15 protein-coding genes and 3 pseudogenes are annotated in these 15,668 nt (G+C 36.6%); 15 read left to right on the top strand and 3 right to left on the bottom strand.

What is annotated here, in order from left to right; all coding sequences use genetic code 11:
* Positions 1-2 precede the first annotated feature (2 nt).
* The 6 genes from HT725_RS00155 to HT725_RS00130 all read left to right on the top strand — a co-directional run bounded on the left by HT725_RS00155 (position 3) and on the right by HT725_RS00130 (position 6,692).
* The gene (locus tag HT725_RS00155) at positions 3-2,180 is read left to right on the top strand and encodes a hypothetical protein (RefSeq protein ID WP_050199214.1); all 2,178 of its coding nucleotides are present in this window, start codon (positions 3-5) and stop codon (positions 2,178-2,180) included.
* The gene (locus HT725_RS00150; RefSeq protein ID WP_000769868.1) at positions 2,177-3,178 is read left to right on the top strand and encodes a bifunctional lysozyme/C40 family peptidase; all 1,002 of its coding nucleotides are present in this window, start codon (positions 2,177-2,179) and stop codon (positions 3,176-3,178) included. The genes HT725_RS00155 and HT725_RS00150 overlap by 4 nt, the downstream gene beginning before the upstream one ends.
* Positions 3,175-4,110, top strand: a complete 936-nt coding sequence (locus HT725_RS00145; RefSeq protein ID WP_001224320.1) for a conjugal transfer protein — start codon at positions 3,175-3,177, stop codon at positions 4,108-4,110. The genes HT725_RS00150 and HT725_RS00145 overlap by 4 nt, the downstream gene beginning before the upstream one ends.
* A 244-nt stretch (positions 4,111-4,354) precedes the next feature.
* Positions 4,355-4,471: a tetracycline resistance determinant leader peptide gene (locus HT725_RS00140; protein WP_001814923.1), complete on the top strand. Its 117-nt coding sequence runs from the start codon at positions 4,355-4,357 to the stop codon at positions 4,469-4,471.
* Positions 4,472-4,486: 15 nt separating this feature from the next.
* Positions 4,487-6,406 carry a tetracycline resistance ribosomal protection protein Tet(M) gene (gene tet(M), locus HT725_RS00135; RefSeq protein WP_173252841.1) on the top strand — a complete coding sequence of 640 codons (1,920 nt, stop codon included), beginning with the start codon at positions 4,487-4,489 and terminating at the stop codon, positions 6,404-6,406.
* 118 nt (positions 6,407-6,524) lie between these two features.
* Positions 6,525-6,692, top strand: coding sequence for a cysteine-rich KTR domain-containing protein (locus HT725_RS00130; protein WP_000336323.1), 168 nt, complete (start codon positions 6,525-6,527; stop codon positions 6,690-6,692).
* Positions 6,693-6,751: 59 nt separating this feature from the next.
* On the opposite strand, the pseudogene HT725_RS00125 reads toward HT725_RS00130, so the two are convergent.
* A pseudogene (locus HT725_RS00125) lies at positions 6,752-6,889 on the bottom strand (XRE family transcriptional regulator); the annotation flags it as partial.
* A 283-nt stretch (positions 6,890-7,172) separates the two neighbouring features.
* Here HT725_RS00125 and HT725_RS10370 point away from each other — a divergent pair.
* The 5 genes and pseudogenes from HT725_RS10370 to HT725_RS00105 form a co-directional block, all read left to right on the top strand.
* Positions 7,173-7,256, top strand: a pseudogene (locus HT725_RS10370) (MLS leader peptide); the annotation flags it as partial.
* A 48-nt stretch (positions 7,257-7,304) separates the two neighbouring features.
* The gene (locus tag HT725_RS00120) at positions 7,305-7,388 is read left to right on the top strand and encodes a 23S rRNA methyltransferase attenuation leader peptide (protein WP_001814874.1); all 84 of its coding nucleotides are present in this window, start codon (positions 7,305-7,307) and stop codon (positions 7,386-7,388) included.
* A 124-nt stretch (positions 7,389-7,512) separates the two neighbouring features.
* Positions 7,513-8,250, top strand: a complete 738-nt coding sequence (gene erm(B) / locus HT725_RS00115) for a 23S rRNA (adenine(2058)-N(6))-methyltransferase Erm(B) (protein ID WP_001038790.1) — start codon at positions 7,513-7,515, stop codon at positions 8,248-8,250.
* Positions 8,251-8,604: 354 nt separating this feature from the next.
* Positions 8,605-9,159 (top strand): recombinase family protein, encoded by a 555-nt coding sequence (locus HT725_RS00110; protein WP_000576156.1) that lies wholly within the window; start codon positions 8,605-8,607, stop codon positions 9,157-9,159.
* Between the two features lie 3 nt (positions 9,160-9,162).
* Positions 9,163-12,081 carry a Tn3 family transposase gene (locus HT725_RS00105; protein WP_001240982.1) on the top strand — a complete coding sequence of 973 codons (2,919 nt, stop codon included), beginning with the start codon at positions 9,163-9,165 and terminating at the stop codon, positions 12,079-12,081.
* Between the two features lie 73 nt (positions 12,082-12,154).
* Here HT725_RS00105 and HT725_RS00100 read toward each other — a convergent pair.
* Positions 12,155-12,376 (bottom strand): annotated as a pseudogene (locus HT725_RS00100) (helix-turn-helix transcriptional regulator); the annotation flags it as partial.
* 504 nt (positions 12,377-12,880) lie between these two features.
* On the opposite strand from HT725_RS00100, the gene HT725_RS00095 reads away from it, so the two are divergent.
* Both HT725_RS00095 and HT725_RS00090 read left to right on the top strand, forming a co-directional pair.
* Positions 12,881-13,303 (top strand): sigma-70 family RNA polymerase sigma factor, encoded by a 423-nt coding sequence (locus HT725_RS00095; RefSeq protein WP_000804885.1) that lies wholly within the window; start codon positions 12,881-12,883, stop codon positions 13,301-13,303.
* The gene (locus HT725_RS00090) at positions 13,300-13,530 is read left to right on the top strand and encodes a helix-turn-helix domain-containing protein (protein ID WP_000857133.1); all 231 of its coding nucleotides are present in this window, start codon (positions 13,300-13,302) and stop codon (positions 13,528-13,530) included. The genes HT725_RS00095 and HT725_RS00090 overlap by 4 nt, the downstream gene beginning before the upstream one ends.
* A 225-nt stretch (positions 13,531-13,755) precedes the next feature.
* Here HT725_RS00090 and HT725_RS10125 read toward each other — a convergent pair whose 3' ends face one another.
* Positions 13,756-14,007, bottom strand: coding sequence for a hypothetical protein (locus HT725_RS10125; protein WP_001845478.1), 252 nt, complete (start codon positions 14,005-14,007; stop codon positions 13,756-13,758).
* Between HT725_RS10125 and HT725_RS00085 the strand changes: the two genes are divergently transcribed.
* Both HT725_RS00085 and HT725_RS00080 read left to right on the top strand, forming a co-directional pair.
* Positions 13,991-14,194 (top strand): excisionase, encoded by a 204-nt coding sequence (locus HT725_RS00085; protein ID WP_000814511.1) that lies wholly within the window; start codon positions 13,991-13,993, stop codon positions 14,192-14,194. The two genes, HT725_RS10125 and HT725_RS00085, sit on opposite strands and share 17 nt — an antisense overlap.
* Before the next feature lie 81 nt (positions 14,195-14,275).
* Positions 14,276-15,493, top strand: coding sequence for a tyrosine-type recombinase/integrase (locus HT725_RS00080; RefSeq protein WP_001291561.1), 1,218 nt, complete (start codon positions 14,276-14,278; stop codon positions 15,491-15,493).
* Positions 15,494-15,668: the final 175 nt, after the last annotated feature.

Below are 15,668 nucleotides of genomic sequence, written 5' to 3'. Positions count from 1 at the left end.
ATGTGAAACCATCAATAGTAAACAGAATAAAATCAAACTGGACGCTGAAACGTCTAGGTAAAGTGGCAATGACAGTGGCTTTCACACTTGTGATTGCCATTTTTCTTTTAGCCATGCTGGGAACGGTGGTTCAAGCTGCGGGCTTGGTAGATGATACGGTCAATGTGGCAAATGAATACAGCCGATACCCACTTGAAAACTATCAACTGGATTTTTATGTGGATAATAGCTGGGGCTGGCTTCCGTGGAACTGGTCGGACGGGATTGGAAAACAGGTCATGTATGGACTATATGCCATTACCAATTTTATTTGGACAATCAGTTTGTATGTTTCCAATGCGACAGGTTACTTAGTACAGGAAGCCTATTCCTTAGACTTCATTTCCGCTACAGCAGATTCCATTGGTAAGAATATGCAGACCTTAGCTGGTGTGAGTGCAAACGGATTTTCAACAGAGGGTTTCTATGTTGGATTCCTCTTACTCTTGATTTTGGTTCTTGGGGTTTATGTTGCCTATACGGGACTGATAAAGAGAGAAACCACAAAGGCAATTCATGCCATTATGAATTTTGTGCTGGTGTTTATCCTATCGGCTTCCTTTATTGCCTACGCTCCCGACTACATTAAAAAAATCAATGACTTTTCATCAGACATCAGTAATGCCAGTTTATCACTTGGCACGAAGATTGTCATGCCCCATTCCGATAGTCAAGGCAAGGACAGCGTGGACTTAATCAGAGATAGCCTGTTTTCCATACAGGTTCAGCAACCGTGGCTACTGCTTCAATACAACAGTTCAGACATTGAAAGTATCGGTATTGACCGTGTGGAAAGCCTGCTCTCCACCAGCCCAGATTCCAACAATGGCGAAGACAGAGAAAAAATTGTTGCGGAAGAAATTGAAGACAGAAGCAATACCAATCTAACCATTACAAAGACCATTAACCGTTTAGGTACAGTCTTCTTCCTATTTGTCTTCAATATTGGGATTTCCATATTTGTATTCCTATTAACAGGAATCATGATTTTCTCGCAGGTACTTTTTATCATCTATGCTATGTTTCTGCCTGTGAGCTTTATTTTAAGCATGATTCCATCATTTGATGGTATGTCAAAACGAGCCATAACAAAGCTCTTTAATACCATTTTGACACGAGCTGGAATCACATTGATTATTACGACAGCATTTAGTATTTCAACCATGCTCTATACCTTATCGGCTGGTTATCCGTTCTTTTTGATTGCTTTTCTACAGATTGTGACCTTTGCAGGAATCTACTTCAAGCTGGGCGATTTAATGAGTATGTTTTCTCTACAGAGTAACGATTCTCAAAGTGTGGGAAGTCGTGTGATGAGAAAACCTCGTATGCTTATGCACGCTCACATGCACCGTCTACAGCGGAAACTTGGACGTTCCATGACTACTCTAGGGGCTGGGTCTGCCATTGTTACAGGTAAAAAAGGACAGTCGGGTTCGGGGAGTTCTGCAAGGACACAAGCAGATCACTCCCGACCAGACGGAAAGGAAAAATCAACACTTGGAAAACGTATCGGTCAAACCATCGGTACAGTAGCTGATACCAAAGACAGAATGGTAGACACTGCTAGTGGTTTGAAAGAACAGGTTAAAGATTTGCCGACCAATGCAAGATATGCAGTATATCAAGGAAAATCCAAAGTAAAAGAGAATGTCCGTGATTTAACCAGTAGTATTTCTCAAACCAAAGCGGACAGAGCCAGTGGACGCAAGGAACAGCAGGAACAAAGGCGAAAAACCATTGCGAAGCGTCGCTCTGAAATGGAACAGGTCAAACAGAAAAAACAGCCTGCTTCTTCTGTTCATGAAAGACCGACTACAAGACAAGAACAATATCATGATGAACAGACCTCAAAACAGTCTAATATTCAGACTTCATATAAGGAATCTCAACAAGCCAAACAAGAGCGTCCAGCAGTTAAGTCCGATTTTTCAAGTCCAAAAGTGGAACGCCAAGGCAATACCGTTCAAGAAAAAATCGTTCAAAAGCCAGCAACTTCAACCACTACAGCAGATAGAACTTCACAACGTCCAATCACAAAAGAACGTCCGTCTACTGTTCAAAGAGTACCACTACAAAATACAAGAAGTAGACCACCAATCAAAACCGCCACCATTAAGAAAGTCGGTAAGAAACCATGAAGTTGAAAACTTTAGTGATTGGTGGTTCTGGATTATTCTTGATGGTCTTCTCACTGCTTCTGTTTGTTGCCATTTTATTTTCAGATGAACAGGACAGCGGAATTTCCAATATTCATTATGGAGGTGTGAATGTTTCCGCAGAAGTGCTGGCTCATAAGCCTATGGTAGAAAAATATGCCAAAGAATATGGCGTTGAAGAATATGTCAACATACTTCTTGCGATTATACAGGTGGAATCGGGCGGTACTGCGGAAGATGTTATGCAGTCCTCGGAATCCCTCGGTCTTCCACCTAATTCATTGAGTACAGAAGAATCCATTAAGCAAGGTGTGAAGTATTTCAGTGAATTATTAGCCAGTAGCGAAAGGCTCAGTGTAGATTTAGAATCGGTTATCCAGTCCTACAATTATGGTGGTGGTTTCTTAGGGTATGTGGCTAATCGTGGAAATAAATATACCTTTGAACTGGCTCAAAGTTTCTCAAAAGAGTATTCAGGTGGCGAAAAAGTGTCTTACCCCAATCCCATAGCCATACCTATCAATGGGGGCTGGCGATACAACTATGGCAATATGTTTTATGTGCAACTGGTAACGCAGTATCTTGTCACAACAGAGTTTGATGATGATACGGTACAAGCCATCATGGACGAAGCACTGAAATATGAGGGCTGGCGATACGTTTACGGTGGAGCTTCCCCGACTACTTCTTTTGATTGTAGCGGACTGACACAATGGACGTATGGAAAAGCTGGAATTAACTTACCACGAACCGCACAACAGCAATATGATGTGACCCAGCATATCCCACTATCGGAAGCACAAGCTGGCGATTTGGTTTTCTTTCATTCTACCTATAACGCTGGCTCTTATATTACTCATGTTGGGATATACCTTGGCAATAACCGTATGTTTCATGCAGGCGACCCAATCGGTTATGCCGACTTAACAAGCCCCTACTGGCAACAGCATTTAGTGGGAGCAGGACGAATCAAACAATGAGAAAGGAAGATTTAATGATGAAATTTAGAAAAAATCAGAATAAAGAAAAACAGATACCAAAGGAAAAGAAACCTCGTGTCTACTATAAGGTCAATCCTCATAAAAAGGTTGTGATTGCCTTGTGGGTACTTTTAGGGCTTAGTTTCAGCTTTGCGATATTCAAGCACTTTACAGCTATAGATACTCATACTATTCACGAAACAACTATCATAGAAAAGGAATACGTTGATACTCATCATGTAGAAAATTTTGTAGAGAACTTTGCGAAAGTCTACTATTCATGGGAGCAATCCGATAAGTCCATTGATAATCGAATGGAAAGTCTAAAAGGCTATCTGACAGATGAACTTCAAGCTCTCAATGTTGATACAGTACGCAAAGATATTCCTGTATCGTCTTCTGTAAGAGGATTTCAGATATGGACGGTAGAGCCAACTGGCGACAATGAGTTTAATGTAACCTACAGTGTAGACCAGCTCATTACAGAGGGAGAAAATACAAAGACCGTCCACTCTGCTTATATAGTGAGTGTCTATGTAGATGGTTCTGGAAATATGGTACTGGTTAAGAATCCGACCATTACCAACATACCTAAGAAATCAAGTTATAAACCAAAAGCCATTGAAAGTGAGGGGACGGTTGATTCCATTACAACCAATGAAATCAATGAGTTTTTAACGACGTTCTTCAAGCTCTATCCTACAGCGACAGCCAGTGAACTTTCCTACTATGTGAATGACGGGATATTAAAACCAATCGGAAAAGAGTACATCTTTCAAGAACTGGTAAATCCTATTCACAATCGTAAGGATAATCAAGTCACGGTATCGCTGACAGTGGAGTATATCGACCAGCAGACCAAAGCAACGCAGGTATCTCAATTTGATTTGGTACTTGAAAAGAACGGGAGTAATTGGAAGATTATAGAATAACAAATATTGGTACATTATTACAGCTATTTTGTAATCACGTACTCTCTTTGATAAAAAATTGGAGATTCCTTGACAAATATGCTCTTACGTGCTATTATTTAAGTATCTATTTAAAAGGAGTTAATAAATATGCGGCAAGGTATTCTTAAATAAACTGTCAATTTGATAGTGGGAACAAATAATTGGATGTCCTTTTTTAGGAGGGCTTAGTTTTTTGTACCCAGTTTAAGAATACCTTTATCATGTGATTCTAAAGTATCCGGAGAATATCTGTATGCTTTGTATGCCTATGGTTATGCATAAAAATCCCAGTGATAAAAGTATTTATCACTGGGATTTTTATGCCCTTTTGGGTTTTTGAATGGAGGAAAATCACATGAAAATTATTAATATTGGAGTTTTAGCTCATGTTGATGCAGGAAAAACTACCTTAACAGAAAGCTTATTATATAACAGTGGAGCGATTACAGAATTAGGAAGCGTGGACAAAGGTACAACGAGGACGGATAATACGCTTTTAGAACGTCAGAGAGGAATTACAATTCAGACAGGAATAACCTCTTTTCAGTGGGAAAATACGAAGGTGAACATCATAGACACGCCAGGACATATGGATTTCTTAGCAGAAGTATATCGTTCATTATCAGTTTTAGATGGGGCAATTCTACTGATTTCTGCAAAAGATGGCGTACAAGCACAAACTCGTATATTATTTCATGCACTTAGGAAAATGGGGATTTCCACAATCTTTTTTATCAATAAGATTGACCAAAATGGAATTGATTTATCAACGGTTTATCAGGATATTAAAGAGAAACTTTCTGCCGAAATTGTAATCAAACAGAAGGTAGAACTGTATCCTAATATGTGTGTGACGAACTTTACCGAATCTGAACAATGGGATACGGTAATAGAGGGAAACGATGACCTTTTAGAGAAATATATGTCCGGTAAATCATTAGAAGCATTGGAACTCGAACAAGAGGAAAGCATAAGATTTCAGAATTGTTCTCTGTTCCCTGTTTATCACGGAAGTGCAAAAAACAATATAGGGATTGATAACCTTATAGAAGTGATTACGAATAAATTTTATTCATCAACACATCGAGGTCAGTCTGAACTTTGCGGAAAAGTTTTCAAAATTGAGTATTCGGAAAAAAGACAGCGTCTTGCATATATACGTCTTTATAGTGGCGTACTGCATTTGCGAGATTCGGTTAGAATATCGGAAAAGGAAAAAATAAAAATTACAGAAATGTATACTTCAATAAATGGTGAATTATGTAAAATTGATAAGGCTTATTCCGGGGAAATTGTTATTTTGCAGAATGAGTTTTTGAAGTTAAATAGTGTTCTTGGAGATACAAAACTATTGCCACAGAGAAAAAAGATTGAAAATCCGCACCCTCTACTACAAACAACTGTTGAACCGAGTAAACCTGAACAGAGAGAAATGTTGCTTGATGCCCTTTTGGAAATCTCAGATAGTGATCCGCTTCTACGATATTACGTGGATTCTACGACACATGAAATTATACTTTCTTTCTTAGGGAAAGTACAAATGGAAGTGATTAGTGCACTGTTGCAAGAAAAGTATCATGTGGAGATAGAACTAAAAGAGCCTACAGTCATTTATATGGAGAGACCGTTAAAAAATGCAGAATATACCATTCACATCGAAGTGCCGCCAAATCCTTTCTGGGCTTCCATTGGTTTATCTGTATCACCGCTTCCGTTGGGAAGTGGAATGCAGTATGAGAGCTCGGTTTCTCTTGGATACTTAAATCAATCATTTCAAAATGCAGTTATGGAAGGGATACGCTATGGTTGCGAACAAGGATTATATGGTTGGAATGTGACGGATTGTAAAATCTGTTTTAAGTACGGTTTATACTATAGCCCTGTTAGTACTCCAGCAGATTTTCGGATGCTTGCTCCTATTGTATTGGAACAAGTCTTAAAAAAAGCTGGAACAGAATTGTTAGAGCCATATCTTAGTTTTAAAATTTATGCGCCACAGGAATATCTTTCACGAGCATACAACGATGCTCCTAAATATTGTGCGAACATCGTAGACACTCAATTGAAAAATAATGAGGTCATTCTTAGTGGAGAAATCCCTGCTCGGTGTATTCAAGAATATCGTAGTGATTTAACTTTCTTTACAAATGGACGTAGTGTTTGTTTAACAGAGTTAAAAGGGTACCATGTTACTACCGGTGAACCTGTTTGCCAGCCCCGTCGTCCAAATAGTCGGATAGATAAAGTACGATATATGTTCAATAAAATAACTTAGTGTATTTTATGTTGTTATATAAATATGGTTTCTTGTTAAATAAGATGAAATATTTTTTAATAAAGATTTGAATTAAAGTGTAAAGGAGGAGATAGTTATTATAAACTACAAGTGGATATTGTGTCCTGTATGTGGAAATAAAACACGATTAAAGATAAGGGAAGATACTGAATTAAAAAAATTCCCCCTCTATTGTCCGAAATGCAGACAAGAAAATTTAATTGAAATAAAGCAGTTCAAAGTAACTGTGATTACAGAGCCAGACGCAAAGACGCAGAGCCGATAAAATGAGATTAATACAATCTCATTTTATCGGCTCTTTCCGTTATGTATGGATTCTTTTAATTAGTCTTCGATGTTTCTTGCTTCGTTGATACCGCTGGCTAAAGATTCCATTAAGGATAGTTCTTTGTCTGTAAAGCTATCCATGTATTTCTCTATCTGTAATCGTCGGGTGCTTTTTACCAAGTTATTAGCAGGTAGGGGTCCCGAGCGCCTACGAGGAATTTGTATCGATAAGAAATAGATTTAAAAATTTCGCTGTTATTTTGTACATTTAACTTGACGGTGACATCTCTCTATTGTGAGTTATTAGTGGTACAGTTTTCAACCGTTTTAATTATAAAAAAGTGGTGCATTTTTAAATTGGCACAAACAGGTAACGGTTATTGCAGGTGTATTTCTTATCTATGGGTTTAACATGGATTTTATCATTAAAATCATGAGTATTGTCCGAGAGTGATTGGTCTTGCGTATGGTTAACCCTAAAGTTATGGAAATAAGACTTAGAAGCAAACTTAAGAGTGTGTTGATTGTGCATTATCTTAAAATTTTGTATAATAGGAATTGAAGTTAAATTAGATGCTAAAAATTTGTAATTAAGAAGGAGGGATTCGTCATGTTGGTATTCCAAATGCGTAATGTAGATAAAACATCTACTGTTTTGAAACAGACTAAAAACAGTGATTACGCAGATAAATAAATACGTTAGATTAATTCCTACCAGTGACTAATCTTATGACTTTTTAAACAGATAACTAAAATTACAAACAAATCGTTTAACTTCTGTATTTATTTATAGATGTAATCACTTCAGGAGTGATTACATGAACAAAAATATAAAATATTCTCAAAACTTTTTAACGAGTGAAAAAGTACTCAACCAAATAATAAAACAATTGAATTTAAAAGAAACCGATACCGTTTACGAAATTGGAACAGGTAAAGGGCATTTAACGACGAAACTGGCTAAAATAAGTAAACAGGTAACGTCTATTGAATTAGACAGTCATCTATTCAACTTATCGTCAGAAAAATTAAAACTGAACATTCGTGTCACTTTAATTCACCAAGATATTCTACAGTTTCAATTCCCTAACAAACAGAGGTATAAAATTGTTGGGAATATTCCTTACCATTTAAGCACACAAATTATTAAAAAAGTGGTTTTTGAAAGCCATGCGTCTGACATCTATCTGATTGTTGAAGAAGGATTCTACAAGCGTACCTTGGATATTCACCGAACACTAGGGTTGCTCTTGCACACTCAAGTCTCGATTCAGCAATTGCTTAAGCTGCCAGCGGAATGCTTTCATCCTAAACCAAAAGTAAACAGTGTCTTAATAAAACTTACCCGCCATACCACAGATGTTCCAGATAAATATTGGAAGCTATATACGTACTTTGTTTCAAAATGGGTCAATCGAGAATATCGTCAACTGTTTACTAAAAATCAGTTTCATCAAGCAATGAAACACGCCAAAGTAAACAATTTAAGTACCGTTACTTATGAGCAAGTATTGTCTATTTTTAATAGTTATCTATTATTTAACGGGAGGAAATAATTCTATGAGTCGCTTTTGTAAATTTGGAAAGTTACACGTTACTAAAGGGAATGTAGATAAATTATTAGGTATACTACTGACAGCTTCCAAGGAGCTAAAGAGGTCCCTAGCGCCTACGGGGAATTTGTATCGATAAGGAATAGATTTAAAAATTTCGCTGTTATTTTGTACAATAAGGATAAATTTGAATGGTACCATAAACGACCGTTTATGGTACCTTTTCATTTTCCTGCTTTTTCTAAATGTTTTTTAAGTAAATCAAGTACCAAAATCCGTTCCTTTTTCATAGTTCCTATATAGTTATACTTAATGAGTTATGGTACATTTAAATTATAAAATTAAGGAGGTTTTTTTATGATTTTTGGCTATGCTCGAGTGAGTACGGATGATCAAAATCTTAGTTTACAAATTGATGCACTTACTCATTATGGAATTGATAAATTATTTCAAGAAAAAGTAACTGGTGCGAAAAAAGACCGACCGCAATTAGAAGAAATGATCAACCTACTACGTGAAGGAGATTCTGTTGTCATTTACAAGTTAGATCGAATTTCACGATCAACTAAACATTTGATTGAACTTTCTGAATTATTTGAAGAACTTAGTGTCAATTTTATATCTATTCAAGATAACGTAGATACTTCAACGTCTATGGGAAGATTCTTTTTCCGAGTTATGGCTAGTTTAGCAGAACTGGAACGGGATATTATTATTGAACGAACTAACTCTGGTCTTAAGGCAGCCAGAGTCCGAGGAAAAAAAGGGGGCCGTCCAAGTAAAGGTAAGCTATCAATTGATTTAGCTTTAAAAATGTATGACAGCAAAGAGTATTCTATTCGTCAAATTCTTGATGCCTCTAAATTAAGCAAAACAACCTTTTACCGTTACCTCAATAAAAGGAATGCTTAAGATATGGCTATGAAAAGAATTTTAACTACTTCACAGCGTGAACAACTTCTTTCTGTAGACCACTTATCAGAAGAGGATTTTAAAGCGTATTTTAGTTTTTCTGATTATGATCTGGAGGTTATTAATCAACACCGTGGAAAGGTCAATAAACTAGGATTTGCGATACAACTTTGTTTGGCCCGGTATCCTGGGTGTTCTTTAAGTAATTGGCCGATTAAATCAACCAGACTAACTTCTTATGTGAGTCGACAGCTCCATCTTGATGCAATTGATTTAAATTCATATGATCATAGAAATACACGTGCAAATCACTTCAACGAGATCTTAGAAGTATTCAACTATCATCGATTCGGTAGTGCTAATACACAAAAACAGTTAATAGAATATTTAATTGAACTAGCTTTAGAAAATGATGACTCTATCTATCTAATGAAAAAAACAATTGATTTCTTAACTCGAAAAAGAATTATTTTTCCATCTATAGCTACACTTGAAGACATTATAAGCCGCTGTCGAGATAAAGCAGAAAACAACTTATTTTCAATATTACTCTGTTCATTAACAGATATACAAATTGAAAAACTAGAGAGTTTGTTTCAAATTTATGAAGAGACGAAAATAACTAAACTCGCTTGGCTAAAAGACATTCCAGGTAAGGCAAATCCAGAAAGCTTTATGAGTATTTGTAAAAAAGTGGAAGTGATTGCTTCCATGGGACTCGGGACAATTAATGTCTCCCATATTAATCGGAACAGGTTTCTTCAGCTAGCTAGACTAGGGGAAAATTATGATGCATATGACTTCTCCCGTTTTGAGCTTGAAAAAAGATACTCTTTACTTATTGCTTTTTTAGTCAATCATCATCAATATCTGATCGATCAACTGATTGAGATTAATGACCGCATTTTAGCAAGTATTAAACGCAAAGGGACACGTGATTCACAAGAACAGTTAAAAGAAAAAGGAAAATTGGCTACTAAAAAATTGGAACATTATGCTTCTTTAATTGATGCTCTTCACTTTGCAAAAGATAATGATAGTAATCCTTTTGACGAAATTGAACGAATCATGCCTTGGGAAGATTTAGTACAAGATGGAGAAGAAGCTAAAAAAATTACAGGTAATAAAAATCATGGCTATTTAGAAATGGTTCGAAATAAAGCTAATTACCTCCGAAGATACACGCCAATGTTATTGAGGACCCTTTCGTTCAAAGCAACTCCGGCAGCAAATCCAGTCCTCATGGCCCTAACTCAACTAACTGATTTACACAATAGTGGTAAAAGAAAAATACCGGCAGATACTTCTACTGATTTTGTGAGTAAAAAATGGAAAAGCCTTGTTCGGCCAGAAGAGGGGAAAATAGATCGGTCTTACTATGAGTTAGTAGCTTTCACCGAGCTAAAGAACAATATTCGATCAGGAGATATTTCAGTTGAAGGAAGTATGATCCATCGAAATATTGATGATTACTTAGTTGATTTATCTGCTTGTATTGATTCAGAAACTATTCCAGACACGTTTGAGGACTATTTAAAGGATCGGGAAATAATTTTAGATTTACAGCTTCAATTTTATTCGACAGTTGATAAGAGAATTTCAAGAGCAAACCTTAAAAAGTTGGAAAAAGTTACACCTAGCGAAGCAGAAATATATAGAAAAAAACTTTATTCAATAATTCCTAAGATAAGGCTTAGTGATCTTTTAATTGAGGTGGACAGTTGGACCAACTTTTCACAAGAATTTAGTCATGATTCTACAGGGAAACCGCCGAGTGAACAAGAAAGAAAAATTATTTTTGCTGCTTTGCTGGGTTTAGGGATGAATATTGGTCTTGAAAAAATGGCCCAATCAACTCCTGGAATTTCTTATTCTCAGTTAGCCAATGCCAAACAATGGCGCTTTTATAAAGAAGCTCTGACTCGTGCTCAATCTGTTTTGGTTAATTATCAGTTAAAGCTTCCTGTTGCAGACTTTTGGGGTGAAGGAAAAACCACTGCTTCAGACGGAATGCGCGTCCCAGTGGGCGTCTCAGCTCTAAAATCCGATGTTAATCCACATTACAAAAGTATGGAAAAAGGAGCTACAATGATTCGATCAATAAATGATAGGCATACGACTCATCATATCGAGGTTGCTTCAACTAATACAAGGGAAGCTACTCATACCCTTGATGGCCTACTTTATCATGAAACAGATCTAGATATTGAGGAACATTTTACTGATACAAATGGGTATTCTGATCAGGTGTTTGGAATGACCGCATTACTAGGCTTTGATTTTGAACCTCGCATCAGAAATATAAAAAAATCACAATTATTTTCTATCAAATCACCTTCCTACTACCCTAACTTATCAGAAGATATAAGCGGAAAAATCAATGTAAAAATTATTGAAGAAAACTATGATGAAATTAAACGAATCGCCTATTCGATTCAAACAGGAAAAGTATCTAGTTCTTTACTATTAGGAAAGCTAGGCTCATACGCACGTAAGAATAGAGTAGCTCTTGCACTGAGAGAACTAGGTCGCATTGAAAAGAGCATTTTTATGATAGATTATATTACAGATAGTGAGCTACGGCGAAGGATCACTCATGGACTAAATAAGACAGAAGCGATTAATGCTTTAGCTAGAGAACTATTTTTTGGGCGACGCGGAAAATTTATGGAGCGCGATATTCGCCGACAACTTCAAAGTGCTAGTGCGCTTAATGTGTTAATAAATGCAATAAGTATATGGAACGCCGTCTACTTACAAGCAGCTTATAATTATCTCGTCAAAATAGATCCCGAAGTAACTAAGTATATGAAGCATGTATCTCCTATTAATTGGGAGCATATCACTTTTCTTGGAGAGTATAAATTTGACTTGTTATCTATTCCTAAACACTTAAGAGAATTGAATATAAAAAATAAATAGGCCTTGAAACATTGGTTTAGTGGGAATTTGTACCCCTTATCGATACAAATTCCCACTAAGCGCTCGGGACCCCAGGTAAGAAAAATTCATCAACGGAAACATGAAGTAACGATACAAGGTCATAAAGAACTTGTATGCTGGGGTGTTGCCCTTTATTTTCAATATTAGTTAAGTACCGTGGGTCAATTTCAATCAATGCTCCCACTTGTTCACGAGTTAAACCTCGTTTCAATCGAGCTTCTTTAATGGCTAAACCAAAGGCTCTAAAATCATATTTATCTTCTTTTTTACGCATAGTAGACCACCTCTATACATTTTATTGTTCCTACTGAATTAAAAACAGGTATAGAAAAACGTGTTATATGGTTTATAGGTTTATATTTAATAAAAAGCACTACTAAACGCCAATAAAAAAAACCGTTATATGGTAGTGCTATTTACGCTGTTAAAATATTGTATATTACTTCCAAATGGCGGTTTGTTGGAGGTCAACGTCGCCATGAAGTACATCATATACAATAAATTTCCTTACATTGGGTTCTTGTCAAAAAAAGTCGTCTATCTGCAATAGATAAGTACGTCCACCAATGTGGTTTTATAAATCATATAGATAGAATAACAGAAGCATGTAAACAGAGAAATAAATCTGTTTATATGCTTTTTTGGCTATTCAGAACTTTTTTACAAAGTTTATTTATCAGTAATGCAACAAATCCCCCTTTCACATTGGGACTAAGAGTGAAAGGAGATAAACGAGCAAGGCTCACTTCCTTTCCTAGACAGAAAGGGGGTGAGAAACATGAAACCATCTTCTTTTCAGACCACAATAGAAAATCAGTTTGACTATATCTGTAAACGTGCTATGGAAGACGAGCGAAAGAATTATATGCTTTATCTTTCAAGGATTGCAAAGCGTGAGGTGTCCTTTTCGGATGTTGGCGATTATCTTGTTAGCCAGTTTGCGACAACAGATAACTATTCAACTGACTTTCAGATTTTTACACTCAATGGGTTATCAGTAGGCGTTGAAAATGATTTGTTGAGTGAAGCATTACGTGAGTTGCCAGACAAGAAACGTGAAATTCTACTGCTGTTTTACTTTATGGACATGAGCGATTCAGAAATTGCAGACCTGTTGAAATTGAACCGTTCTACTGTCTATCGGCATAGAACCAGTGGACTAGCCTTAATTAAAAAGTTTATGGAGGAATTTGAAGAATGAAAACACAATATCCTATGATTCCCTTTCCTCTCATTGTAAAGGCAACAGATGGCGATACCGAAGCGATTAACCAGATTCTACATCATTACAGAGGGTACATAACGAAGCGTTCCCTACGACTTATGAAAGATGAATATGGCAATCAAAGTATGGTCGTTGATGAAGTCTTACGTGGAAGAATGGAAACCAGACTGATTACAAAGATTTTGTCATTTGAAATTAAGTAATATCCTCTCTCCTTTCGTGGAAGCGTGCTAAACCATTCCACGCTTCCCGAACAGGGAGGTTTGTTATTCCACCAAAGCATATTGAGCTTTCAATGTGTTTTGATAGGCTAACGAGCCATTGTTCTTTGAAAACTGAATAAAAGTAATCGAATACGTTTCGATAAGAAAAGAGCCAACGGAACTAACCGCCATGACCTATCTTATAAAGATAGCGAGCGATTCATGTTAGTGATCCGAGAAGCAATCTTTAGCAGGATTGCCTGCAACGACATTCTTATCGTGATAATGATACTCCCATACAGTCAATAGTCCGAGCGTGATAAAACCGTCGCAGGCAATGAGTATGGCTACATGAGAACCATGCAGGGGTGGAACTCCCGTGAGCTTTGCTAAAGCTGTTCGATTGCTGGTAAAACAACTTTTATGAAATCCAAATAAGTGATTTGGAAAGGAGGATTTTATGAAGCAGACTGACATTCCTATTTGGGAACGTTATACCCTAACCATTGAAGAAGCGTCAAAATATTTTCGTATTGGCGAAAACAAGCTACGACGCTTGGCAGAGGAAAATAAAAATGCAAATTGGCTGATTATGAATGGCAATCGTATTCAGATTAAACGAAAACAATTTGAAAAAATTATAGATACATTGGACGCAATCTAGCGTCGCCAAAGGGTCTTGTATATGATAAAATAGTATTAAGTCGTATCAAGGCTCTTTCCATAAAGGAAAGGAGCAAATGCCATGTCAGAAAAAAGACGTGACAATAAAGGTCGAATCTTAAAGACTGGAGAGAGCCAACGAAAAGACGGAAGATACTTATACAAATATATAGATTCATTTGGAGAACCGCAATTTGTTTACTCGTGGAAACTTGTGGCTACAGACCGAGTACCAGCAGGAAAGCGTGATTGTATCTCACTTAGAGAGAAAATCGCAGAGTTACAGAAAGACATTCATGATGGTATTGATGTTGTAGGAAAGAAAATGACACTCTGCCAGCTTTACGCAAAACAGAACGCTCAAAGACCAAAGGTTAGAAAAAACACTGAAACTGGACGCAAATATCTTATGGATATTTTGAAGAAAGACAAGTTAGGTGTAAGAAGTATTGACAGTATTAAGCCATCAGACGCTAAAGAATGGGCTATTAGAATGAGTGAAAATGGTTATGCTTATCAAACCATCAATAACTACAAACGTTCTTTAAAGGCTTCATTCTATATTGCTATACAAGATGATTGTGTTCGGAAGAATCCATTTGACTTTCAACTGAAAGCAGTTCTTGATGATGATACTGTCCCTAAGACCGTACTAACAGAAGAACAGGAAGAAAAACTGTTAGCCTTTGCAAAAGCTGATAAAACCTACAGCAAAAATTATGATGAAATTCTGATACTCTTAAAAACAGGTCTTCGTATTTCAGAGTTTGGTGGTTTGACACTTCCAGATTTAGATTTTGAGAATCGTCTTGTCAATATAGACCATCAGCTATTGAGAGATACTGAAATTGGGTACTACATTGAAACACCAAAGACCAAAAGTGGCGAACGTCAAGTTCCTATGGTTGAAGAAGCCTATCAAGCATTTAAGCGAGTGTTAGCGAATCGAAAGAATGATAAGCGTGTTGAGATTGATGGATATAGTGATTTCCTCTTTCTTAATAGAAAGAACTATCCAAAAGTGGCAAGTGATTACAACGGCATGATGAAAGGTCTTGTTAAGAAATACAATAAGTATAACGAGGATAAATTGCCACACATCACTCCACATAGTTTGCGACATACATTCTGTACCAACTATGCAAATGCAGGAATGAATCCAAAGGCATTACAGTACATTATGGGACATGCTAATATAGCCATGACGCTGAACTATTACGCACATGCAACATTCGATTCTGCAATGGCAGAAATGAAACGCTTGAATAAAGAGAAGCAACAGGAGCGTCTTGTTGCTTAGTAGTACAAATGAATTTACTACTTATTTACCACTTCTGACAGCTAAGACATGAGGAAATATGCAAAGAAACGTGAAGTATCTTCCTACAGTAAAAATACTCGAAAGCACATAGAATAAGGCTTTACGAGCATTTAAGAAAATATAAAAAGATAATTAGAAATTTATACTTTGTTTC

Origin of the sequence: Streptococcus sp. 2579 (assembly GCF_013277195.1) — a bacterium.
Classification (GTDB): Bacteria; Bacillota; Bacilli; order Lactobacillales; family Streptococcaceae; genus Streptococcus.
This window is presented reverse-complemented; position numbering and strand designations above follow the sequence as displayed.